17 protein-coding genes and 2 tRNA genes are annotated in these 24,136 nt (G+C 52.1%); 8 read left to right on the forward strand and 11 right to left on the reverse strand.

Going from position 1 to position 24,136, the window contains the following annotated elements:
- Positions 1–11: 11 nt before the first annotated feature.
- The 3 genes from SHEW_RS10540 (at position 12) to SHEW_RS10550 (ending at position 1,801) form a co-directional block, all read left to right on the forward strand.
- On the forward strand, positions 12–1,397 hold the full coding sequence (locus SHEW_RS10540; RefSeq protein ID WP_011865835.1) for an MATE family efflux transporter: 1,386 nt from the start codon (positions 12–14) through the stop codon (positions 1,395–1,397).
- A gap of 230 nt (positions 1,398–1,627) precedes the next feature.
- Positions 1,628–1,704: transfer RNA gene (locus tag SHEW_RS10545), tRNA-Val, on the forward strand.
- Positions 1,705–1,724: 20 nt separating this feature from the next.
- Positions 1,725–1,801 (forward strand) — tRNA-Val (locus SHEW_RS10550).
- Positions 1,802–1,862: 61 nt separating this feature from the next.
- Here SHEW_RS10550 and SHEW_RS10555 read toward each other — a convergent pair.
- Positions 1,863–2,306, reverse strand: coding sequence for a DUF3718 domain-containing protein (locus SHEW_RS10555; RefSeq protein ID WP_011865836.1), 444 nt, complete (start codon positions 2,304–2,306; stop codon positions 1,863–1,865).
- A 293-nt stretch (positions 2,307–2,599) separates the two neighbouring features.
- Here SHEW_RS10555 and SHEW_RS10560 point away from each other — a divergent pair, with 293 nt between their 5' ends.
- Positions 2,600–5,302 (forward strand): bifunctional acetate--CoA ligase family protein/GNAT family N-acetyltransferase, encoded by a 2,703-nt coding sequence (locus SHEW_RS10560; RefSeq protein WP_011865837.1) that lies wholly within the window; start codon positions 2,600–2,602, stop codon positions 5,300–5,302.
- 154 nt (positions 5,303–5,456) lie between these two features.
- On the opposite strand, the gene SHEW_RS10565 is transcribed toward SHEW_RS10560, so the two are convergent.
- The 4 genes from SHEW_RS10565 to SHEW_RS10580 form a co-directional block, all read right to left on the reverse strand.
- Positions 5,457–6,485, reverse strand: coding sequence for a GGDEF domain-containing protein (locus SHEW_RS10565; protein ID WP_041407162.1), 1,029 nt, complete (start codon positions 6,483–6,485; stop codon positions 5,457–5,459).
- 149 nt (positions 6,486–6,634) lie between these two features.
- Complete coding sequence (locus SHEW_RS10570) at positions 6,635–8,263, reverse strand: phosphoethanolamine transferase (protein ID WP_011865839.1); 1,629 nt, start codon at positions 8,261–8,263, stop codon at positions 6,635–6,637.
- A gap of 566 nt (positions 8,264–8,829) precedes the next feature.
- The gene (locus SHEW_RS10575; protein WP_011865840.1) at positions 8,830–9,243 is read right to left on the reverse strand and encodes a MarR family winged helix-turn-helix transcriptional regulator; all 414 of its coding nucleotides are present in this window, start codon (positions 9,241–9,243) and stop codon (positions 8,830–8,832) included.
- A 42-nt stretch (positions 9,244–9,285) separates the two neighbouring features.
- Positions 9,286–10,374: a cation diffusion facilitator family transporter gene (locus SHEW_RS10580; RefSeq protein WP_011865841.1), complete on the reverse strand. Its 1,089-nt coding sequence runs from the start codon at positions 10,372–10,374 to the stop codon at positions 9,286–9,288.
- A 400-nt stretch (positions 10,375–10,774) separates the two neighbouring features.
- On the opposite strand from SHEW_RS10580, the gene eco reads away from it, so the two are divergent.
- Entirely contained in the window at positions 10,775–11,332 is a 558-nt protein-coding gene (eco, locus tag SHEW_RS10585; protein WP_011865842.1) for a serine protease inhibitor ecotin, read from the forward strand.
- A gap of 102 nt (positions 11,333–11,434) precedes the next feature.
- Here the strand turns inward: eco and SHEW_RS10590 are convergent, their stop codons facing one another.
- Genes SHEW_RS10590 through zwf form a run of 4 tightly spaced genes read right to left on the reverse strand, consistent with a single transcriptional unit; the run spans position 11,435 to position 16,117 of the window.
- Positions 11,435–12,076: a bifunctional 4-hydroxy-2-oxoglutarate aldolase/2-dehydro-3-deoxy-phosphogluconate aldolase gene (locus SHEW_RS10590; RefSeq protein ID WP_011865843.1), complete on the reverse strand. Its 642-nt coding sequence runs from the start codon at positions 12,074–12,076 to the stop codon at positions 11,435–11,437.
- A gap of 21 nt (positions 12,077–12,097) precedes the next feature.
- Positions 12,098–13,924, reverse strand: coding sequence for a phosphogluconate dehydratase (gene edd / locus SHEW_RS10595; RefSeq protein WP_011865844.1), 1,827 nt, complete (start codon positions 13,922–13,924; stop codon positions 12,098–12,100).
- 9 nt (positions 13,925–13,933) lie between these two features.
- On the reverse strand, positions 13,934–14,632 hold the full coding sequence (gene pgl / locus SHEW_RS10600; RefSeq protein ID WP_011865845.1) for a 6-phosphogluconolactonase: 699 nt from the start codon (positions 14,630–14,632) through the stop codon (positions 13,934–13,936).
- A gap of 12 nt (positions 14,633–14,644) precedes the next feature.
- Entirely contained in the window at positions 14,645–16,117 is a 1,473-nt protein-coding gene (gene zwf, locus SHEW_RS10605) for a glucose-6-phosphate dehydrogenase (protein WP_011865846.1), read from the reverse strand.
- 308 nt (positions 16,118–16,425) lie between these two features.
- Between zwf and SHEW_RS10610 the strand changes: the two genes are divergently transcribed.
- Complete coding sequence (locus SHEW_RS10610; protein ID WP_011865847.1) at positions 16,426–17,280, forward strand: MurR/RpiR family transcriptional regulator; 855 nt, start codon at positions 16,426–16,428, stop codon at positions 17,278–17,280.
- A gap of 183 nt (positions 17,281–17,463) precedes the next feature.
- Entirely contained in the window at positions 17,464–18,903 is a 1,440-nt protein-coding gene (gene pyk / locus SHEW_RS10615; RefSeq protein WP_011865848.1) for a pyruvate kinase, read from the forward strand.
- Positions 18,904–19,043: 140 nt separating this feature from the next.
- On the opposite strand, the gene SHEW_RS10620 is transcribed toward pyk, so the two are convergent.
- Positions 19,044–21,320 carry an acyl-CoA dehydrogenase gene (locus tag SHEW_RS10620; RefSeq protein ID WP_011865849.1) on the reverse strand — a complete coding sequence of 759 codons (2,277 nt, stop codon included), beginning with the start codon at positions 21,318–21,320 and terminating at the stop codon, positions 19,044–19,046.
- Between the two features lie 8 nt (positions 21,321–21,328).
- A complete protein-coding gene (gene psrA / locus SHEW_RS10625) occupies positions 21,329–21,967 on the reverse strand; it encodes a TetR family transcriptional repressor PsrA (RefSeq protein WP_011865850.1) in 639 nt (212 codons plus the stop codon).
- 219 nt (positions 21,968–22,186) lie between these two features.
- On the opposite strand from psrA, the gene SHEW_RS10630 reads away from it, so the two are divergent.
- Complete coding sequence (locus SHEW_RS10630; protein WP_011865851.1) at positions 22,187–24,091, forward strand: M2 family metallopeptidase; 1,905 nt, start codon at positions 22,187–22,189, stop codon at positions 24,089–24,091.
- The last annotated feature ends 45 nt before the right edge of the window (positions 24,092–24,136 follow it).

Raw genomic sequence — 24,136 nt, forward strand, 5'->3', positions numbered from 1 at the left:
AAGGCGTTTTCATGAATCAATTCGGCTTTCAAGCCAAAAAGCTCGTCCATCTCGCGTTGCCTGTGCTGATCGCCCAGGTCACCCAAACCATGATGGGTTTTATCGATACCGTCATGGCCGGACGTGTCAGCGCATTAGATATGGCCGCGGTGGCCATCGGCGGCAGTCTGTGGCTGCCGGCGCTACTGTTTGTACAGGGTTTGCTGGTCGCCTTTACCCCTGTGTTTGCCAGCCACCATGGCGCCGATAATCAAAATGCTATCAGGCCGATGGCTTTTCAGGCTGCCTATATTGCCATAATCGGCGCGGCCGTAGTGATAAGCATTCTGCTTTTTGCGCCGCAGATCTTCAAATTAATGGATTTGTCCCCCGAGCTGGCCGAGCTGAGTGTCAGCTATCTCCATGGATTTGCCTGGGGCGTCCCCGCCTTCGTGCTCTATCAGGTCTTGCGAGGATGTAGCGAGGGGATCTCCTACACACTACCGACTATGGTGATAGGGTTTGTCGGCTTGGCGGTAAACATCCCGGCCAACTATATCTTCATCTATGGCCACTTAGGTGCGCCCGCGCTGGGCGGTGCGGGCTGTGGTATCGCAACGGCCCTGGTGTTCTGGGCCATGTTTATCGCCATGACCATTTACATGCAGTGGCATAAGCGATTCGCCGTTATCAAGCCTTTAGGTGCCTTCCACCTGCCGGATCTTAAGACCATGAAGAGAATGACCAAACACGGAATGCCCATCGCCATGGCCTTGTTTTTCGAAGTGAGCCTGTTTGCCATCATAGCGCTGCTGCTCGCCCCGCTCGGCGCAGACGTTGTAGCCGGCCATCAGATCGCGCTTAACTTTTCGTCCATAGTGTTTATGCTGCCACTCTCTATCGGTATCGCCGTGTCGATACGGGTTGGATACTACCTCGGACAATATAAGGCGGACGTGGCTAAGCTAGTGACTAAGGTCGGTCTGGCTATCGCCTTTAGCCTGGCGGCCTGCACGGCCGTCATCACTGTGGTGTTTCGCACTCAGATCGCGCTGCTCTATAACCAAAACCCCGAGGTGGTCGCCCTAGCGAGCAGCCTGATGTTTCTGGCCGCTCTATATCAGCTGTCTGACTCGGTGCAGGTAGTTACTGCAGGTGCCCTGCGCGGCTATCACGACACCCGCAGCGCCTTCTACATTACCCTTGTCTCCTATTGGGCCATCGGCATGGTGCTCGGCTATCTACTGGCAGAAACCGACATACTGGTTCCTGCCATGGGCGCCCACGGTTTCTGGATTGGCTTGATCGCCGGTCTCACCAGCGCCGCACTGCTGTTTGCCTTAAGGCTTCAGTATATTCAAAAGCATCCAAAGCAATTGGCCTTGGTTGATCAGCCGATTAATCACGCCGACCTATAGCCAAGATCGACACAGGCAAGCTGATGTTTAGCTAAATAATCATCATCTTGCCTGAATCTTTATGTAAACACTTTGCCGAATATAACGACGCTTTGGCGTTAAAAAGATCAAGTTGCGCAGCAAATCACCGCTTGATTGAAAAATTACGATTTTTTACTTGCAACTCACATCACATCCCTCGTAATATAGCGCTCGTTCGCTGGCCGAGAGGTCGTGAACGGTAAAGCAGTACAACCGTAGCTCAGTTGGTTAGAGCACCACCTTGACATGGTGGGGGTCGGTGGTTCGAATCCACTCGGTTGTACCAATTTTACAAGAGATAACAGTACAACCGTAGCTCAGTTGGTTAGAGCACCACCTTGACATGGTGGGGGTCGGTGGTTCGAATCCACTCGGTTGTACCATCTTGTAAAAATATCAGCCAGCGTAAGCTGGTTTTTTTATGCCTGTTACTCGCTATTCAGCCTACTTCGCACTCACCATCACCACAATCGGTTCACCACCGCCGGATCTATTGCTGGCAAGATCGGTAATGCTCACCTTGGTCTTCACGCGATTGGCGATCGATGAGTGACGCTCAAGAAACTGAAAGCTTTGTGATGCCTGATACTGGTAGGCAAACTGCGCCAGACTCACGCCATTGCAGGAGATGCTGTTGACCCCGAAGCGCATGTTATGGTCATAGTTAACCAGTTTACGCTTTAACGCCGAACTGTTATCGCTACCCGCCGCAATACAGATCTTGGTCTCGGCGCTACTGTCCTGCGCCACAAATCTATAATTGGCATTGGTGTTAGTGCTGATATTAGCGGCGGCTGCCGCCTCTTCACCCACTGCCAGCTGAGAACTCAAGCCTAAACCTAGAGCCGTAACAGCTACACCGATAGAAACAAACGCCCCTGTTTTCATCTTCAACTCCTTAAGCCGTATTGATAACGGCGCCGCAATACCTGTTTATTGCCGATCCGCAAAGGCACTTAGGTCTGCATCTCATTGCATTGCCAGTCGCCTCGGTGCATCAGATCCCCTCAAGTAAAACCCAAAAACCGCGTCAAGGTTGTTAACCCTTGATGTCAAAGTGTTGCAAGCTGTGTAGCCCAAATGAAGGGCATGGTGAATGGTGCTTATCCTACTAAAATCCTAGAGAAAAAAAGTACAACTGAGGTACACTGTTTGCTGGCGAGTGACAACAGGAGCCGCGAATGAGCCAGCGTACATTACACACCCTATTTAAACCTAAGTCGGTGGCCATCATTGGAGCCTCTAACGGTGCCAAGCGCGCCGGCAATGTCGTAATGCGCAACCTGCTCTCCAGCGGGTTTTCCGGACCTATCATGCCGGTCACGCCAAAATACGATGCCGTGATGGGCGTGCTAGCCTACCCCAATATCGAAGCCCTGCCGCTTAAGCCCGATCTGGCCATCATCTGCACCGCAGCCAGCCGCGTCCCCGCCATCGTCGAGCGTCTCGCCCAATTTGGCTGCAAGGTGGCAATTATCAATGCTTCAGGCATGGCCAATCAGCTCGATGAAGAGGGGCTGAATCTACTGACGCTGACCCGCGCCCACGCCAAACGCTACGGCATGCGTATCCTCGGTCCCAACAGCCTGGGAATGATGTTGCCCAATCTCGGCCTCAACGCCAGCCTGGCACACACCAGCGCCCTACCGGGTAAAATCGCCTTTGTCTCCCAGTCTGCCGCCATCTGCACCACGGTCCTGGACTGGGCCAACAACAAGGGGATCGGCTTCTCCTCCTTTATCTCACTTGGCGATGCGACAGATATCGATTTCGACGAGTTGCTGGACTTTCTCGGGCGAGACTCGCGCACCACGGCGATCATGATCTACATAGACTCGGTCAACGAGAAGCGCCATTTTCTCTCTGCAGCCCGCGCCGCCGCCCGTAACAAGCCGATATTAGTGATCAAATCGGGTCGCAGCCTTGAGGGCACCACGGCCGCTAAGCTACACACAGGTGGGGAAGTGGGTAACGACGCCGTCTACGAGGCCGCCTTCAGACGCGCGGGTATGCTGAGGGTAAACGATCTGGTAGAGCTGTTTGCCGCAGTAGAAACCCTGGCCCACTCTGCTCCATTGCAGGGCGAGCGTTTGGCGATTCTCAGTAATGGCGGCGGCCCAGCCGTACTAGGCCTAGATCAGCTAATTCTCGGCGGCGGAAAAGCCGCCACCTTAGACGATGATACCTTCGACAAACTCAATGCCTTGCTGCCCGATACCTGGTCCGGGCAAAATCCGGTGGATATCGGAGGCGACGCCGATGCCAAGCGATACACCCAGAGCCTGGATATTCTGATGAACGCCGATGTGGCCGATGCCATCTTGGTGTTGCACTCCCCGTCCGCCCTTGGAGACAGCATAGAGATCGCCGACAGCATCATAGAGCTCGTCTCAAAACATCCAAGGCGTCACAAGGTCAATGTGCTCACCAACTGGAGCGGCGAAGACTCGGCCTATCAGGCCCGTAAACACTTTAACCGCGCCGGGGTGCCCACCTATCGCACACCAGAGGGAGCCGTCGGCGCCTTCATGCACATGGTGGAATACAGACGCAACCAAAAGTTGCTGCAGGAAGTGCCACAATCTATCCCAGATAATATTCCCACCGATGCCCAACTTGCGCGCTCCTTGCTGCAGCGGGCGATTGCCGATAACAAGCAGGTGATCGAGACCCATGAGGCAAGCGCCATCCTCAAGGCCTATGGGCTTAACACCATAGAAACCCACTTTGCCGCCAGTGCGGAGCGCGCCGCCGAAATCGCCGAACAGATAGGCTATCCCGTCGCCCTTAAGGTGCAATCGCCGGATATTCACCATAAATCCGATGTCCACGGCGTCATGCTTAATCTCACCTCCCATCAGGAGGTGTTACAGGCCGCCGATGCCATGGTTGGCCGGGTACATTCGATCAACCAGGACGCCGACATCCAGGGGCTCATAGTGCAGAAGATGGCGCTCACCGCTGGCACCCAGGAGATCCGCGTCGCGGTGACCCATGATCCCGTGTTTGGCCCGGCGATTCTGCTTGGCGAAGGCGGCTCCGAGTGGCAGCCCAGCACAGATGCGGCGGTTGCCCTGCCACCACTGAATATGACTCTGGCCCGCTACATGGTGATCCAGGCGCTGAAGACCCACAAGCTCAAAGACAGGCATTTGCCGCTGGGCTTAGACATGAACGCTCTGTGCGTCATGCTCACCCAGATCTCCCATCTCATAATAGATTGCCCCGAGATATCAGGCTTAGATCTTAACCCTGTGCTGTGCGCCGGTGAGCAGATCACCCTGTTAGATGTGAATATTCAGCTCAATGCCAATGCCCAGGACAATACCAACCGCCTTGCCATATGCCCCTACCCTAAGGAGCTTGAAGAGCATGCGGTATTGAAAAACGGCCTCGAGATCATGCTAAGGCCAATTTTGCCTGAGGATGAGCCTAAACACCTGGCCTTTGACAACTCCCTCTCGGACGAAGACAGATATAAACGCTATTTTGGCGTGCGCTCTAAGATGACCCATGAAGAGATGGCTGTGCTTACCCAGATTGACTATGCCAGGGAGATGGCCTTTATCGCCACCACCAAGGGTGCCGATGGCGATGATATTACCCTGGGCGCAGTGAGGGCCTCCATCGACCCCGACAATACCGAGGCCGAGTTCGCCATGGCGGTGCGCAGCGATCATCAGGGAATAGGCATAGGTAAGTTATTACTGGAAAAATTGATCGCCTATTACAAGGCCAATGACACCGAGCTGCTCACCGGCTTCACCATGTTTGAAAACCGCAACATGGCAAGCCTGGCGAAGAAGTTGGGCTTCAGTGTTACTTTTGACATGGAGGAGCATCTGATCAAGATGGACATGCCCCTCAAGCCGAAACAAGACTAGCTGGTGCGCCCAGCTTGTAAGCCGTGCTTATTTAGCACCTTTGCTAAAGCATTAACCATTTTACGCTTAGCTGTTAAATCTGCTTTCACACCCACTTACAGAAAGGCTAGCTCACAACAGAGCTAGCCTTTGAAACAGTTACTTAATGAGCCTATTAGCCCTTCACACAGTTGCGGCCTGCCGACTTGGCTCTGTATAGGGCCTCATCGGCGCGCACCAGATAAGACTCTCTGTCATCATCAAGGCGCAGTGTCGCCACCCCTATGGAGACTGTGATCGCCCCAAGTGAGAGCTTCTTATCTTTGCCTATGCTTAGATGGCGCTCGGCGATGCGCGCCCTAAGTTGCTCGGCCACCACCATGGCGCCTGAATGCTCGGTATCCGGCAGCAGGATCACGAACTCTTCGCCGCCGTAACGCGCGACAAAGTCATCCCCCTTCACCCCTTGCTTTAACGCCAGTGCGATATATGCGAGTACCTTATCGCCCACCAGGTGACCGTGGGTGTCATTAAACTGCTTAAAGTTATCGATATCGACCAGCAGCAAGCTGCTAAGGCGCTGCTCTCTTCTGAACCTTTGAATATGACCCAGCACCTCCTCATCGAAGGCGCGGCGATTACGCAGCGAGGTAAGCTGATCTGTCATCACGGCGATATTGAGATCTTCCATCTCTGCCTTCAGCGCGGCGACCTCCTGATTCATCGTCTTCAGATTCGCTTCCATCTGGCGATTGCTGATCACCACCTGAGACACCTCTTCGGCTAGGGTATCGACCAGGCGCTCGAGGGTCTTAGGGTCTGGGTCCTGGCTGATATTCTGCTGAAAGGTGGTCAGGCTGAGGTTAAATTGCGCCGTACCTGCGGTGACCTCGGATAAACGGGTCATAAAATTATTGATCAAGATCTGCGTCTCTATCTGCACATTCTCGATCACCTCGGGTGACTGCTCGCGAATGAAGCTGTTATAGAGGCCGGCATTGACCTCGGCGGTAAACTGGGCGCGGCTGGCCACCAGGGTGTCGATGGCGCGCTTAAGATCCAGATTGACCCCACGGAAATACTCATACCAAACGGCATAATTATCTGGGGTTACTGGGATATTGAGTTCTGACATGCGCGGAACGGCATGTCGGAGAATTTTAGCGGAAAGTTCGGTCTCGGTAAGTTGTTTAGCCAAATTCATAGAGATTTTCGCCATTTTATTATTAGAGAAACACTAGCGCACACTAGGCGCCTTCATCCCCGTAATTTAATGAATGAAGGCGCAATCTCTACAATAACGAAAATTTTAAGCCTTACCAGCTATTTTTGTTGTTTTTATGTTACAAACCACTATTTTACCCGACAAGTCGCAAACAGATCCTTCTCCTTGCGATACACCTCGGTCGATACGTTCATTAGACCAAGCAGGCTGGAAAAGAGGTTATCGTGTGAGAAACCACCTTTGGTGGCATGGTCACGCAGGCACTGCTTGTCTAAACCATTGTCGGAGGCGAAGTCCGCTGAGAGCCAGGCCAGCATAGGGATCTTGATCTGCTCATCCGGCGCTATCGCATAAGGCGCGCCGTGAAGGTACATGCCACTCTCCCCCAGCGACTCGCCGTGGTCGGACACATAGAGCAAGGCGGTATCGGCCTTGTTCTGCTGCGCCTCAAGGCGTGAGATCACCTGAGCGATAATATAGTCGGAATACAAGATGGTGTTGTCATAGGTATTCATCAGCTCTTCATCGCTGCAGTTTTGGATGTCGCTACGCTGACAATCGGGCACAAACTTGCGGTGGGCTTCTGGATAGCGCAAATAGTATGTCGGGCCGTGTGAACCTATGATGTGCAGCACGATAAGGGTATCCTTGGTGACACCTTCGGCAAGGCGCTTATCGAGTTCATTCAGCAGCACCTGATCGTAGCAGTAGTGACCGTCGCAGAGCTCTGGGTCGCTATTGAGATCTATGTTGATGTGTTTAACGCGGTCACACACGCCCTTGCAGCCACTGTCATTATCCAGCCAGTCCAGCGAGATACCGGCGTGATCCAGCACGTCCATGGCGGTGTCCTGGGCCTGTGCCTTGCGCGCGTCATAATCTTCTCTATCCATACTCGAGAACATACAAGGCAGGGACACGGCCGTTGCCGTGCCGCATGACTCGGTATCTTTAAAGGCGATCATGTCATAAGCCTTGGTATGGGCGTTGGTTGGCTTGTCATAGCCATAGTACTCATAGTTATGGGCCCTGGCGGTCTCGCCGACCACAACCACGACCAAGTTAGGCTTGTCGTTATGATCTAGGGTCAGATTCTTGGCATCTTTGCCCTGCACCTTATAGACCAGCGGTTCCTGGAAGTAGTTAACCTTGACATACTTGATCATAGATCCGATGGCATAGGTAGGGACTATGTAGCGCTTCATCTGATCGTTGTTACGGCCAAAGGCGACATAGTTTTGATAATAGAAGAAGCCGATCACCGCGATACCGGCAAGCATAGCGAACATGAAGGCAAGCTTATGCAGTAGCTCTTTGACGAAAGGCTTGTAGACGATATCGGCCTTAAAGATCAGCAGGGCCGGCAGCAATCCGGTCAGGGTAAAGTTTAAGATTGAAGACCAATTAAGATAGGTTAAGGCCTCGGCGCTGTTGGTCTGCACTGTGTTTTCGATCATGCCATAATCGAACACGACGCCATATTGCAGCGCGGCGAAAAACACGCTGGAAGAGATCAGGGTAACGATGATGAAAAACGGCTTAAGCAGATACTTAACCGAAAAAAGCGAGAAGATGAAGCTTAACGCGAAGATAAGAAATAGCGGAATGGTGGCAATGAAGAGGTAGTTAACCTCACCCTGCTTCTCTATACCCTGCTGAACGATCTGAAACAGCGGAATATTAAATACGCCTACATAAAATAACGCGGTGATCAGTGTAAACTGATTCACCGAAAGGGTTTTAACGCGTGACAGCACTGAGTGTTCTCTCTGTAAATAAACCTAAAATGACGTTAAATAACTCGCCAAGCCGCCGGTTATAACGACCTGCCAATCAACTAACGCCAAGACTTCTTTTTCATTTCCTGCATTATCTTTCACATCAGGGCCAAACCTAGCCCGAACCAGAAGCAATTCATGCTCTAAGCACTTAACTTTTAACACTTAGCTAAAAGTACTTAGCGAATAGCAATTCTCGAATAGCACTTAGCTAATAGCACTTCTCACATAGCACTTAGCTATCAAAATTTTGCCTTTAGTCAAAATTCGGATAGCCTTGGCGCAGAAATGTTGCGGCAATATTACCAATCAACACAGCGCGCCACAATTGTAATCGCTATCCGCCAACCAACACAGACACAGAACACCTTTGTTAACAGCTATGATTTAAGGGCGATAGCTGAAAGGCCATTTGTTAACTGCTATTTGCTTATAGCGTAAGCCTATTAACCAGCATCTTTGAAAGTTTTGAATTAACACTCGGGAGTTTACACACCCGAGGTGAAAAAAAAGTGTTTTTACAGACGCAGTGCATGAGTTGCGGGTTAAAACTCGCTGTTCATGCGCTGAAAAAAACTCAGCAAGAGCTCACGTTCGCTGTCGGAGAACTTAGCGGTAAGTTGATCGGACAAGCCATGGTGCAGTTGGTCATGCTCCCGGTAGACAGCCTGCCCCTGCTCGGTTAATCCAACCAGAATCGAGCGTCTGTCTTGCTGGTGGGCCTTGCGTGCCACCAGACCCGCCAGCTCCATCTTATCGATCTGCACCGTCAGAGTACCTGTGGTGATCCCCATTTTCTCCGCCAACTCTTTCATCCGCATGTCACCATTGCCGCCCAAAATCTCTACGGCATGGATCTGAGGCAAGGAGTGGCCAGCATCCTTGACTACGGCCATCTCCCAAGACGAGAGCTTTTCATAAAATTCGACTATGGTGTGGCTCAATAGGTCATTATTCATCTTTAACGCACAATTCCTTTTTAAAGAGTTCGAAACTTAAGCTTATTCTGCCACTTGGCAAGCGGTTTGACGGCAAGTGATGAGTTCGACCGTCAGATGGTCAATACGTTCAAATTTAGCCAACTTCTGCTTGAAATAGTCCAGCTCCTTCGGCGCATGGCTGACGATAGAGACCATGGCGGCATAATGATCGGCGCTAACACGCCAGACGTGAATATCGCTCACCTGATGATCCTGCTCGGCCTCAATCAACTCAACCATCTGATTAACGTATTGTTTCTCTATGCTGGCATCGAGCAGAATCGGCCCAGTTTGCTTCATCAAGCCCCACGCCCAGCTGGTGATGATCACAGCGCCAACCACGCCCATTACGGGATCTAACCAGGTCAGTCCCAGATACTTACCGAACAGTAAGGCGCCAATGGCGAGCAGAGAGGTCAAGGCGTCGGCCATTACATGGAAATACGCAGCGCGCAGGTTGTGATCATGATGACCCTTGTCACCGTGTGCATGCGCTTTTTCATGTTTATGCTCATGAACATGGTGATGAGCGTCATGCTCGTGGCTATGATCGTGCTCATGGCTGTGATCGTGATGATGCCCGTGACTGTGGTCATGACTGTGATCATGATGGTGATTATGATGATGCCCGTGGTGGTGGTGATGTCCATGGTGGTCTTTTAGCAAAAAGACAGAAATTACATTGACCGTCAGGCCGATCACCGCCACAAAGATCGCTTCGTTAAAGTGGATCTGCTCTGGGTTAAACAGGCGGCTCACCGACTCAACCACCATAAGCAGCGCTACCAGTCCGAGCGCGACGGCACTTGTAAAGCCCCCTAAGACGCTTACCTTACCTGTACCAAAGGCAAAATCAGGGCTGTTGGCATGTTTCTTCGCATAGTGATAGGCAAACAGGGTAATGAGAAACGCCGCGGCATGGGTCCCCATATGCCAACCGTCGGCCAATAAGGCCATCGAACCGTATACGGTACCAGCAACAATCTCGGCGATCATGGTAAATAGGGTTAGCAGCAACACATAACGGGTGTTGCGCTCGCCATCACTGTTTAAATTGGCGAACTGATGACTGTGCTGCCAGGGGGCTAGATGATCCTTAACGTTAGACATGAATGTTTCTCTATTTGTTTTTATTGGTTAACTTTGGCTAGTTAACTGTTGGTTGTTTAACTTGGGTTGATTAACTTTTAACGGTTAACTTCTACTGGTTCGTATAAAGGTTCGTACATCGGCTCGTATATTGATTCGAAGCTAGCAGTTTGTGTTTATCCGTACCCGAGACGCTCAGCCCAAATACTTTGAAAGCCAAACAGTCAGAATATTAACTAGTTTGATTTTCAAAGTAAACAAATATGAGATGCTCGAATAGAAAACTGCCATTCTCGTCACAAGCCATCTTAAAAATTAACTAAAAACAATTAAATAAAAATTATTTCTTTGCTTTTAACCCTTTTCCTCTATGCTAGCGTTTATACCTGTATAACCGTTCAATTTAACGCTAGGAGCTTTCATGAAATTACCATTGAACAAATATACATCTGCCCTATTATTCGGCCTGGGTCTCTCCCTTAGCACCTTCTGTGCCCAGGCGACCAGTCCTGCTAAGCCACAACAGTTAACCATGCCCGTCGCAATAAGCTACTCTGCAAGCGATTATCAAGCCGAGGATGCGACTAAGATGTTTCCCGCACCAACTGACGGCCTGGTGCAACACATTCTTACCCTGCCAAAGCTTGCCAATGAGGGCGACTATCGCCTGGAGATAGCCATCGGCCGTAGCGAAGAGGTAGATTGCAACAAGCATGGGCTGTCGGGGGAGATAACTCAGCATACGGTAAAAGGCTGGGGCTATAACTACTATCAGGTTGATGCCATACATCAAGGTCCTAGCACCATGATGGCCTGTTTCGATAAGGCAAAGAAGACAGCATTTCTCACCCTGCCTGAGAAACTTACCTTAGCCTACGACAGTCGCTTACCTAAGGTGTTTTACTTGCCAGCAGGTGCTCAGCTTAGATACCGCATCTGGCAGGCCAGCAGCGACTACCAGTACAGCGAAGCCAAGTAGTTGTGTTCAGCCTTACGGCCTGTAGCTCATATTAATCAGATACAAAAAAACCTCTGCCTAGGCAGAGGTTTTTATATTGCTATCTGTATTTAGAAGCAGTTATTACAGGCCGTTGATAGCGTCTTTACACAACTGAGTGATACGCGCCCAGTCGCCCTGCTCCATGGCATCGGTTGGGGCAATCCAGCTGCCACCGATACAATCGACATTCTTAAGCGCCAAATAATCTTTGTAGCTGCTCGGGGTAATGCCGCCGGTTGGGCAGAAACGTATGTCGGCTAGCGGACCCGAGAAGGCCTTCAGCGCATTCACGCCACCAGATGCCTCCGCCGGGAAGAACTTAAAGTTGGTGTAACCCAAGGCCATACCCGCCATCACCTCAGAGATGCTAGCAACGCCAGGGATTAACGGCACACTGCCTTTCATCGCCGCCTTTAGCAGGTCAGGCGTGGCACCCGGGGTGATCACAAACTGAGCGCCGGCATCGATTGCCTGCTGCAGCTGCGCTTCGTTGAGCACAGTACCCGCACCGACTAAGGCTTCGGGCACCTCTTTGGCGATCTTGGTGATCGCTTCCAGCGCACAAGGGGTACGCAGCGTCACTTCCAATACGCTGATGCCACCCTCAACCAGGGCTCTGGCGAGTGGAACCGCATCCTCAATCTTATTAATCACCATGACGGGAACGATCGGGCTACGTTTAAAAATATCTTGGGGTTGAATTGACCAGTTATTCTCAGCCATTGCTAAAAGCTTCCTCAATGATTAATAATTTTCGTCTATGGTCGTGGTGCAGCGTGCACCCGTCTCTGGACTACTTAAATTGGAACGCAGCGCCGCAAACAGTTCGCGGCCCATGCCGAAACTGGTACTGCGTAGATCGACTTTTTCCACTTCACGACTCGCCAGTACAGCCTCATCGACCAGCAGGCTCACCTCACCAGTATTGGCATCGACACGAATCAGGTCACCATTTTCAACTTTAGCGATCAGACCACCGTCTAATGCCTCTGGCGTCAAATGGATCGCCGCAGGCACCTTACCGGATGCACCAGACATACGGCCATCGGTCAGCAGCGCGACCTTAAAGCCTTTATCCTGTAGCGAGCCCAGAATAGGCGTCAATTTATGCAGCTCAGGCATACCGTTCGCCTTAGGTCCCTGACCTTTAACCACGACCACGCAGTCTCTGTCGAGCTCTCCGGCCTTAAACAAGCCTTCGAGTTTGTTCTGATCGTCGATCACCACGGCAGGCGCCTCGACGAATCGGTGCGACTCTGCAACCGCTGAAACCTTGATCACCGCGCGGCCCAGGTTACCCTTAAGCAGTTTTAATCCGCCGTTGGCCTGGAATGGCGATGCCACGGCCGTCAGTACCTCTTTATCCAAAGATTCGTTTGGGCCTTCGACCCAAACCAATTCATTGTCGATAAGGCGTGGCTCCTGAGTGTAACGACGCAGACCAGGACCGGCCACCGTCAACACATCTTCATGCAGCAGTCCGGCATCGAGCAGTTCCTTGATCAGGAAGGCCATACCGCCAGCTGCGTGGAAGTGGTTGATGTCGGCGTGACCGTTAGGATAGACGCGAGCAAGTAACGGCACGGCGTCTGACAGCTCAGAGAAATCATCCCAGTTGACGATAATGCCGGCAGCACGGGCAGCGGCAACGATATGCATGGTCAGGTTGGTTGAGCCACCCGTTGCCAGCAAGGCAACTATGCCATTGACCACAGATTTTTCGTTAACCACTTCACCGATAGGCGTGTATTGGGTACCCATCTCGGTGAGACGGCACACCTGCTTAGCCGCCATCTTATTGAGGGCTTCACGCAGCGGATCATCAGGATTCACGAAAGAGGAACCTGGCAGTTGCAGACCCATTACCTCCAGCATCAGCTGGTTGCTGTTTGCCGTACCATAGAAGGTACAGGTGCCTGCACTGTGATAAGACTTAGATTCAGCTTCCAATAGCGCAGCGCGATCCACCTGCCCCTGGGCAAACTTTTGACGTACCCGCGCCTTCTCCTTGTTAGGAATACCGGATTTCATCGGGCCGGCTGGCACAAACAACATAGGCAGATGACCGAAGCTCAGAGCGCCGATCAACAGACCAGGAACTATCTTGTCACAGATCCCCAGTAGCAAGGCGCCGTCAAACATGTTGTGAGACAGACCCACAGCCGTTGACATGGCGATTACCTCACGGCTAAGCAGGCTGAGCTCCATGCCGGGTTGCCCTTGGGTCACACCGTCACACATGGCTGGAACACCGGCTGCTACCTGGGCAACACTGCCAACTTCGTGACAGGCGTCTTTCAGCAGCTGAGGGTAGTGCTCGTATGGCTGATGGGCCGATAACATATCGTTGAAGGCGGTGACAATACCTATGTTGGCTTTGTTAAATGCCTTGATGGCATTCTTATCCGCCGGGCTACAGGCGGCAAAACCGTGGGCTAAGTTGCCACAGCTTAGGCTGCTGCGATGAACGCCATTGGCTTTTGCTTCGCCCAGCGCCGCAAGATACTTTGCACGAGTCGCTTGGCTTCTGGCAATGATCCTGTCGGTCACTGACTGTACTACTGAATGCATAATCGCTCCTTAAGCGCTCCAATAAACATCGACGGGTGTCTTATGCTGGGCAAGTACCGCACGTATCGGCATCGCCTTGGCATCGTCATTCTCAAGCGCTTGTCGGTAAACGGCGAGCTTCTGTTCACCGACTATGTGTAAATAGATTTGGCGTGACGCTAAAATCCCCTGCTTAGAGATGGTCATGCGACCATGGGGCGCCTCGCCCGGATTCACCGCCAGACACAGCGCCTGAGTAGTCAGCGCCTGTTCAATCTCCTTAGCGCACGGGAACCAGGAGCAGGTATGGCCGTCATTGCCCATGCCAAGTACCACCACATCGAAGGGCCTCGGGAAGTTGGCTAGTTGCTCTATGGCCATGTCGACACCAGCCTCTGGCGTGGCAAACATATTCTTCAGGCCGCGAAACTTGGCGCCCGCGGCGCGGTTTTGCAGCAGGTGCTGTCTCACCAAGCGCTCGTTGGAATCGCTGTGCTCGCTATCGACCCAGCGCTCATCGGCCAGGGTGATATAGACATCGTTCCACTCAATCGCCTTCTGACTCAGCAGCTTAAACAGTGCCAGCGGTGTCGAGCCGCCAGACACTACCAGGCTAGCCTTACCGCGGGCGTCGATAGCCGCCTGAAGCTGCTCGGCGATGCGATCGGCAAGCTGCGCCTCCAGGCTGGTTTTGCTATCAAAAGATTTGAATACGGATTCTTTAATCATCTTAAAATCCCCTTATTCGTCCCAAGAGCGGCCGTCTTTAGCGATCAAAGCAACTGAGGCCACAGGGCCCCAGCTACCGGCTGGGTATGGCTTAGGCTTCTCATTGCTCTCTTCCCACGCCTGAATGATGCCGTCGACCCAGGTCCATGCCTGCTCAACTTCATCGCGGCGTACGAATAGCGCCTGATTACCCAGCATGGCTTCGAGCAGCAGACGCTCATAGGCATCGGCGATACGATCGTTCTTGAAAGTATCGGAGAAACTCAAGTCCAGCTTAGTGGTTTGCAGTCTTTGTTTCTGCTCAAGACCCGGCACCTTGTTCATCATCTGGATCTCAACGCCTTCGTGAGGTTGCAGACGAATCGTCAGCTTGTTTGGCGGCAGGTTACGGTAGCTTGAGCGATACAGGTTGTGTGGTGGGTTCTTGAAATAGACAACGATTTCAGAACTCTTGGTCGGCATACGCTTGCCGCTACGCAGATAGAAAGGCACACCGGCCCAACGCCAGTTGTCGATATCGACGCGCAGGGCGACGAAGGTTTCGGCGTGAGACTGAGTATTTGCGCCCTCTTCCTCCAAGTAGCCAGGCACTGGCGCCCCTTTGAGGAAACCGGCCGAGTACTGTCCGCGCACCGTGTTTTCATAGATGTTATCGGCATCTATCTTACGCAGTGACTTAAGCACTTTTACCTTCTCATCGCGAATGCTGTCAGCATCTAGGTTTACCGGCGGATCCATGGCGACCAAGGTAAGTACCTGTAGCAAATGGTTTTGGATCATGTCGCGCATCTGACCGGCTTTATCGAAATAGCCCCAACGCCCTTCGATGCCCACCTCTTCGGCAACGGTGATCTGCACATGATCAATCGTACGGTTATCCCACTTAGAGGCAAACAAGGAGTTGGCGAATCGCAGCGCGATCAGGTTCTGTACCGTCTCTTTACCTAGGTAGTGGTCGATACGATAGACCTGGTTTTCATTAAAGTAGGCGCTGACTTGATCGTTGATGACTTTAGAAGAAGCGAGATCTGAGCCGATGGGCTTTTCGAGGACGACACGGGTATCAGGATAGATAAGGTTTTGTTCATGCAGGCAGCGACAGATATCGCCGAAGATGGCCGGCGGCGTCGCGAAGTAGTTCACCATGACGCGCTTCTTGGGCTCGAGGATCTCATGGAAGGCACTGTAACCTTCAGCCTCGGTGAAGTTAGTCCCAATATAAACACAGCGCTTTAGGAATCGCTCGAGGGTTTCATCACACAGGGCTTCTTTAACGAAGCTCTTTAATGCCGTGACAACCAGCTCCTGATACTCATCATGGCTAAAGGCGTCTTTGGCTACTCCGACTATCTTAGTCTCCTCATTGAGTAGACCTGCCTTATCCAGCTGATAAAGAGAAGGGAGTAACTTACGTCTGGCGAGATCGCCTTTGGTGCCGAACAATACAAAATCACAAGCTTTGGCTTCTGGTGATGTCATGCCCATAGCTTAAAAATCTCCTATGTACTGTGTCCCATCGTTTCGATGAGAAGCTCACATGTTTGTTGTAATATAACAACAGAATTTGTTAATTGCATCTAAATTTTGCAAAAAATGACCTATTAGTAAACTAGCAACGAGACACCAAAATCTGATATGCTTTTTGTGATTAAATTACTATATATAGTAGAAAGTTTGCTCTGTAGTTAGATCATAATTCGTCATATAAACCAAACTGTAGCACTTTTTGTTTGGTTCTATCATGACATAAAAGAATAAATATAATTACATTACAATCCAGTGGATGTACGCATATGAATACCCTAGAAAAGGTTCAGAAAAACCTAACACATTTCAGTAAGTCGGAACGTAAAGTGGCTGAGGTGATCCTGGCGTCACCACAAACCGCGATTCACTCCAGCATCGCCACCCTGGCTAAGATGGCCGACGTGAGTGAGCCTACTGTGAACCGCTTCTGCCGCCGTCTCGACACTAAAGGCTTCCCCGATTTTAAGCTGCACTTAGCTCAGAGCCTGGCCAACGGTACGCCTTATGTCAGTCGCCACGTCGAAGAAGACGACAGCCCAGACTCCTACACCACTAAGATCTTCGAGTCTTCAATGGCGGCACTGGATACCGCCAGACAGAGCATGGACACGGCAGCCATCAATAAGGCGGTCGACATTCTTACTCAGGCAAAGAAGATCTCCTTCTTTGGCCTTGGCGCCTCGGCCTCTGTTGCCCATGACGCACAGAACAAATTTTTCCGCTTCAACGTGCCTGTGATCTGCTTCGACGATGTCTTGATGCAACGCATGAGTTGTATCAACAGCAGCGAAGGCGACGTCGTGGTGTTGATCAGCCACACAGGCCGTACCAAGTCACTGATTGATATCGCCCGCCTAGCCCGTGAGAACGGCGCCGCAGTGATCGCCATCACCTCTCGTAACTCACCGCTGAGCGCCGAATGTACCCTGCCAGTGACCATGGAAGTCCCCGAAGATACCGACATGTATCTGCCCATGGCTTCACGCCTGGCTCAACTGGTCATTGTCGACGTATTGGCAACCGGTTTTACCCTGCGCCGCGGCCCACGTTTCAGAGAGAGTTTGAAGCGGGTAAAAGAGGTGTTGAAAGAGTCTCGCATCGACAAAGAAGCGACACTATAGTCCAGTTTTGTAAGGATATTAGGCGGCCCTTGTATAAGGGGCCGCCTTTTTTTTCACTTTTAATCGCAGCAGTTCACAAAATTAATAATTTGAGATAGATCATTTTGTTTGTAATTTTCCTACAAAACTCCATTTTGTCTGTTAATATAGAGTAAGATTATTTAAAACTTAACGGAGTATCTCATGTTCCGCAGAACCAAAATTGTAACGACTCTGGGTCCAGCAACCGATCGTGACGACAATCTACGTCGTATCATCAAAGCTGGTGCAAACGTTGTTCGCCTCAACTTCTCTCATGGTTCACCTGAAGATCACCTGAAACGTGCCACCGACGTGCGAAATATCGCCAAAGAGCTCGGTGTTCACGTTGCCGTACTGGGTGATCTACAAGGCCCTAAGATCCGTGTATCAACCTTCAAAGACAACAAGAAGGTGCAACTGGATATCGGTCAGGCATTTATCTTAGATGCCGATCTCGAAAAAGGCCAAGGTGATGAACACCAAGTGGGTATCGACTATAAAGAGCTACCGCAAGATGTCACCATCGGCGATATCCTGATGCTCGACGATGGTCGTGTTCAGCTTAAAGTAGAAAAAGTTGAAGGTAATAAGGTTCACACCACAGTGACGGTTGCCGGTCCCCTGTCTAACAACAAGGGCATCAACAAGAAAGGTGGTGGTTTGTCTGCCGCGGCGTTGACCGAGAAAGACAAGCAAGACATCATCACAGCAGCGGCCATCAAGGTCGACTACCTAGCGGTCTCTTTCCCACGCAGCGGCGCCGATCTGAACTACGCCCGTGAACTGGCCCAGAAGGCTGGTAGCAATGCCCTGATCGTCTCTAAAGTTGAGCGCGCCGAAGCCGTTGCCTCTGATGAAGCGATGGACGATGTGATCCTAGCCTCTGACGCCGTGATGGTTGCCCGTGGTGACCTTGGTGTTGAAATTGGTGACGCTGCTCTGGTGGCTGTACAGAAGAAACTGATCAGCCGTTCTCGCCAGCTGAACAAGAGCGTGATCACCGCGACTCAGATGATGGAGTCTATGATCACCAGCCCAATGCCAACCCGCGCCGAAGTAATGGACGTGGCTAACGCCGTGCTTGATGGCACTGACGCCGTGATGCTTTCGGCCGAAACCGCTGCCGGTGACTTCCCTGAAGAAACCGTTAAGGCGATGGCCAACGTTTGTCTTGGCGCCGAGGCTCACCCAAGTGTTCAGGTGTCTAAGCACCGTATGGACGAGCGTTTCACCTCGGTTGAAGAAACCATCGCCCTGTCGACCATGTATGCGGCCAACCACCTGGAAGGCGTTAAGGCTATCGTTGCCCTGACAGAATCTGGTGCGACACCTCAGCTTATGTCTCGTATCAGCTCTGCTCTGCCTATCCTGGCCCTATCACGTCACGATGTGACTCTAGCTAAGATGGCACTGTACCGCGGCGTACAGCCTGTCTACTTCGACTCAACAGCCTACGGCGCAGACGAGCTAGCGAAGAAGGCACTTGAAGCCCTGACCGAAGCGGGTTACCTCACATCCGGTGACATGGTACTGATGACCAAGGGTGACGCGATGGAAACTATCGGTGGCACTAACACCTGTAAGGTACTGATCGTCGCCTAAGACTTTCAGCAACAATCAAGCGGTTCGCTTAGTTAGATGAACCGCCTTAAAAGAAAAAGGTACGCAATGCGTACCTTTTTTATGCCAGACCTAGATGTCAGCCCCGTAAATTAAAACCGAAATCTTTACGCAATCCGCCGTTAGAGGCTTTCAAACTCATCCACAGCAATCGCTATCTTACGTAGCCTATCGGCCTCGAGTAGCGTGTCGTGCTCTGCCTCAGTAATGATCTTAAGCTCATAGGCTTGGGCATACAGGGCATCGTTAGCCTGTTTACGCTCAAGCTTGCCTTCCTTCTGGGCATTGCGCAGCGTCTTAAACAGATGCTTTGCCTTGTACTGAGCGATAAACGCATCTTCCACCTCGGCGATCCCGCCATTATCCCCTTCGAAATCTGGGCACAGATGGGTCAACCTATCGCGAGCCGGACCGGGTCTGAGCATGCTCTGACACACGGCAATGGTGAGCTTGTCGTCCGGACCATTGAAATGGTTACCCAGAGGGAACACCAAGGCACGCATCGCATAGGCCAGTGGGCGATTGGGGAAGTTACGCAGCGCGCCATAAAGCGCCTTAGCCGCCCTTTGCAACCTAAGCTGCATCACATAGTGTACGGTCGGCAGGTCGTCCTGCTGACGGCCATTGTCTTCGAACAGCTTGAGGGTGGCCGAGCCCAGGTAGAGTTCGCTGAGCACATCACCAAGGCGCGCCGACAACATCTCCTTGCGCTTGAGATCGCCGCCCATCACCAACATGGAGAGATCGGTGACGAAGGCGAGCGCTGCCGACAGACGAGTCATATCCTTGTAGTACTGTTTGGTTTCGCCGGATACGGGCGCCGAATTGAATCGGCTGCCGGTTAAGGCGCCCCATAGTGAACTCAGGGCATTACGTGCCGCATAGCCCATGTGACCCAGCAGCAGATTATCGAAGCGCTCTAACGCCTCGCCGGTATCTTCCATGGCCGCGGCTTCCATCTCGGCCAGTACGTAAGGATGACAACGTGTCGCCCCCTGACCGAAGATCATCAGGCTGCGGGTAAGAATGTTCGCCCCTTCTACCGTGATCGATATCGGCGTGGCCATATAGCCATGACCTAGATAGTTCTTAGGCCCAAGCTGGATCCCCTTGCCCGATTGAATATCCATGGCATCGTTGAGCACATCCCGGCCCATCTCTGTCATGTGATACTTGGCGATGGCGGTAACCACAGAAGGCTTGACCTTAAGATCGATCCCCGTGGTAGTCAGACGGCGCGCCGCCTCTAGCTGATAGGTGTTGGCGATAATACGCGCCAGGGCCTCTTGCACCCCTTCAAACTGGCCGAGCGACAAGCCAAATTGATGGCGTACATAACTGTAAGCAGTCGTGGTCTTAGTGGTGACATGACCGGAAGCCGTCGCCAAGGCGGGCAGCGAGATGCCGCGACCGGCCGAGAGACACTCGACTAGCATGCGCCAGCCCCGTCCCGCGTATTGCGGCCCACCAATGATCCAATCCAGCGGAATGAAGACATCCTCGCCGCGAGTCGTACCATTCATGAAGCCCATGTTAAGCGGGTTGTGACGATTACCTATCTCAACGCCGGGATGATCCGTTGGGATCAGAGCACAGGTGATCCCTATCTCTTCTTTGTCTCCAAGCAGGCCTTCAGGGTCACGCATCTGGAAAGCCAGCCCCAATACCGTCGATACCGGAGCCAGGGTGATATAACGCTTGTCCCAGTTAAGCTTGAGGCCTAACACCTCTTCGCCCTGGAACTCACCGCGGCAGACTATGCCGGTATCGGGAATGGCGCCCGCATCTGAACCCGCCTCGGGGCCTGTCAGGGCAAAACAAGGCACGGCTTCACCACTGGCCAGTTTCGGCAGCCAGTGATCGCGTTGCTCCTTGGTGCCATAGTGGGTCAGCAGTTCGCCAGGGCCTAAGGAGTTTGGCACCATCACACTTACCGCCGCGCTCACGCTACGACTGGCAAGCTTGCTGACGATGGTTGAATTGGCATAGGCAGAGAAGGCCTTACCGCCATACTCTTTGGGGATGATCAGGGCGAAGAAGCCCTCTTTCTTGAAGTAGTCCCACAGCTCGGGCGGCAGATCTTTACGCTCCTGCACTATGTTGAAGTCATCAATCATAGTCAGGGCCGTCATGACCTGCTCATCGATAAAGGCTTTCTCCTCTTCGGTCAGCCTTGGACGGCCGTAGCTGTGCAGCGTATCCCAGTTGGGCTTGCCACGAAATAGCTCGGCTTCCCACCAAACATCGCCGGCTTCCATCGCCTCTTTCTCGGTATCGGAGAGCGGAGGCAACACCTTCTTAAAGAAGGCGAATACGGGCCGCGTGATGCACTGCATACGGATATTTTTCACGCCAAAAAGCACTATGATGACCAATAGTGCCAGGATAAAGAGTGTCATGTTGCCCCCTACTGCGTTGTCACAGGCACTGCCACACCGGCAGCCAGATATGGAATGACCTTGCGGATCACGGCTTCGATATCATTGTGCTCATTGAAATCTGCCTCGGCAATTTCGGTCAAGGCATCAGCTGATGCCATGGTGAAGACCACAGTGCCTAAGGTAAAGTGTAATCGCCAAAACATCTCTGCGGGGGGAATATGTGGCGCGCTTTCGGCAACCGCCTTCACAAACTCGCTCAGATGCTCACCATAATGCGTGGTGATGAACCATCTCAGGTGCCCCTGACTCTCGATGTAGCCACGGCCCAACAGTTGCAAAAAGGTGCGGGTGCCATCGGCCTTAAACTTGTTAAGCTCGAGGAGCGGTTTAACCAATGACGAGAAGATCTCATTCAGGCTAGGTTCGCTAGCCTGTTTTAATTGCACCACGGCATCTGAGGCTTCTGGCATGAAACGGTCCAGATAGCGCGCGAGTACGGCGCGGATCAGCTCTTTCTTAGAGCCAAAATGATAGTTTACCGAGGCGAGGTTAACCTCTGCCTTGCTGGTGATCAGCCGCAAGGAGGTTTCTGAAAAGCCGCGCTCGGCGAATAGCTTTTCTGCCGCATCCAGTATTCTTGTTTTCGTGTCGGATCGATTTGCCATTCCGTGACCTACAACTCTGATTTAAACGTGTGTTTAAATTAAACACTGGTTCACCTATTGTCAAATGGAAATCGACAAGCTTTGCGAAGCCTTGCAAAGACAAGGAGCCCCTTAATGGCTATGGCAGATAAGGAAAAGCGCGTTCAACTGTAAAATTTGGTGAAATTGAGTAAACTATGCCCCACAAAAAGCCACACAAAAATAACAAAGGAAGCACTCATGAAACCAATTTGTGCCAAGTTGACTCCGGTTGCCGTGGTCATCGCACTCTCTCTAGGGATCGGCGGCTGTAATGACGATAACAATGCTAATACAGAAAGCAAGGCCACTGCAGAAAGCAAAGCCCAGCAGGCAGCAGGGCAAGATGGTCTAAAACAGCAAACCTCTGAGCAAGATAAGCTGGCCGAAGCCAAACAGTTTATCAGCAATGCCGAGAGCCAACTCGCCGATCTGTCTATTGAACAAAATCGCGCCGAGTGGATCTACAGCAACTTCATCACTGAAGACACGGCCACCCTCGCCGCCTCTGTCGGCGAACGCCAAACCGCCCTATCGGTACAACTCGCCACCCAAGCCGCCAACTATAGCCAGCTGCCACTGGATGAGGTCAACACACGTAAACTCAACATCTTACGTAGCGCATTGGTGCTGCCGGCCCCTCTGGATCCTAAGAAGAATGCCGAACTTGCCAATATCAGCGCCGAGCTAAATGGCCTCTATGGTAAAGGCAAATACTGTCTGGCCGATGGACGCTGTCTCACTCAGCCAGAGCTTTCGGGCATCATGGCCAGCTCACGCGATCCTAAAGAGCTTGAGGAGATCTGGAAAGGCTGGCGTGAGATCGCCAAGCCGATGCGTCCCCTGTTTGAGCGCGAGGTGGAGTTAGCCAACGAAGGAGCTAAAGATCTGGGTTATGCCAACCTCTCTGAACTCTGGCGTAGCCAGTACGACATGCAGCCCGATGCCTTCTCTGCAGAGCTCGACAGACTCTGGGGCCAAGTAGAGCCTCTGTATGAATCGCTGCACTGTTATGTCAGGGGCGAGCTGAACGAAAAATATGGTGATGAAGTCGCACCTAACAAAGGCCCTATTCCAGCACATCTGCTTGGCAACATGTGGGCGCAGCAATGGGGTAACGTCTATGACATGGTGGCGCCACAAGATGCGGACCCTGGCTATGATGTGACCGAGCTGCTGGCGAAACAGGGCTATGATGAGCATCAGATGGTTAAACAGGCCGAGGGCTTCTTCACCTCGCTCGGTTTCGACGCACTGCCTGAGACCTTCTGGAGCCGTTCGCTCTTCCTGCAGCCCAAGGATCGCGATGTGGTCTGTCACGCCTCGGCCTGGGATCTCAATAACCTAGATGATATTCGTATCAAGATGTGTATCCAGAAGACGGCAGAAGATTTCACCGTTATTCACCATGAACTGGGCCACAACTTCTATCAACGCGCCTATAAAGAGCAGCCCTTCATCTTTAAGAACAGTGCCAACGATGGCTTCCATGAGGCGATTGGTGACACGGTCGCCCTGTCTATCACGCCTAACTACCTGAAGCAGATAGGCCTACTGCAAGAGGTGCCAGATGCCTCCAAAGATATCGGTCTCTTGCTAAGACAGGCACTTGATAAGGTGGCCTTCCTGCCCTTTGGCCTCATGATAGATCAATGGCGCTGGAAGGTATTCAGCGGCGAGATCACTCCAGCACAATACAACCAAGCCTGGTGGGAGCTGCGTGAGAAGTATCAGGGCGTTAAGGCGCCAATCGCCCGCAGCGAAGCCGACTTCGACCCGGGTGCCAAGTACCATGTACCCGGCAACGTGCCCTACACCCGCTACTTCCTGGCGCATATTCTCCAGTTCCAGTTCCATAAGGCGCTGTGTGATATCGCCGGCGATAAGGGCCCGGTTCACCGTTGCAGCATCTACGGTAACAAGGATGCGGGCGCTAAGCTAAACGCCATGTTAGAGATGGGTCAGAGTAAGCCTTGGCCAGAAGCCCTTGAAGTGGTCACTGGCTCGCAAAACATGGATGCCTCTGCGGTACTCGATTACTTTGCGCCGCTAAAAGTCTGGCTGGATAAGCAGAACAAGCAGGCTAACCGTCAGTGTGGCTGGTAACGGGTAATCTCATCAAACAGGCGTACTTAGACCAATACATAGCCT

Source organism: Shewanella loihica PV-4 (genome assembly GCF_000016065.1).
In the GTDB taxonomy this organism is placed as follows: Bacteria; Pseudomonadota; Gammaproteobacteria; order Enterobacterales; family Shewanellaceae; genus Shewanella; species Shewanella loihica.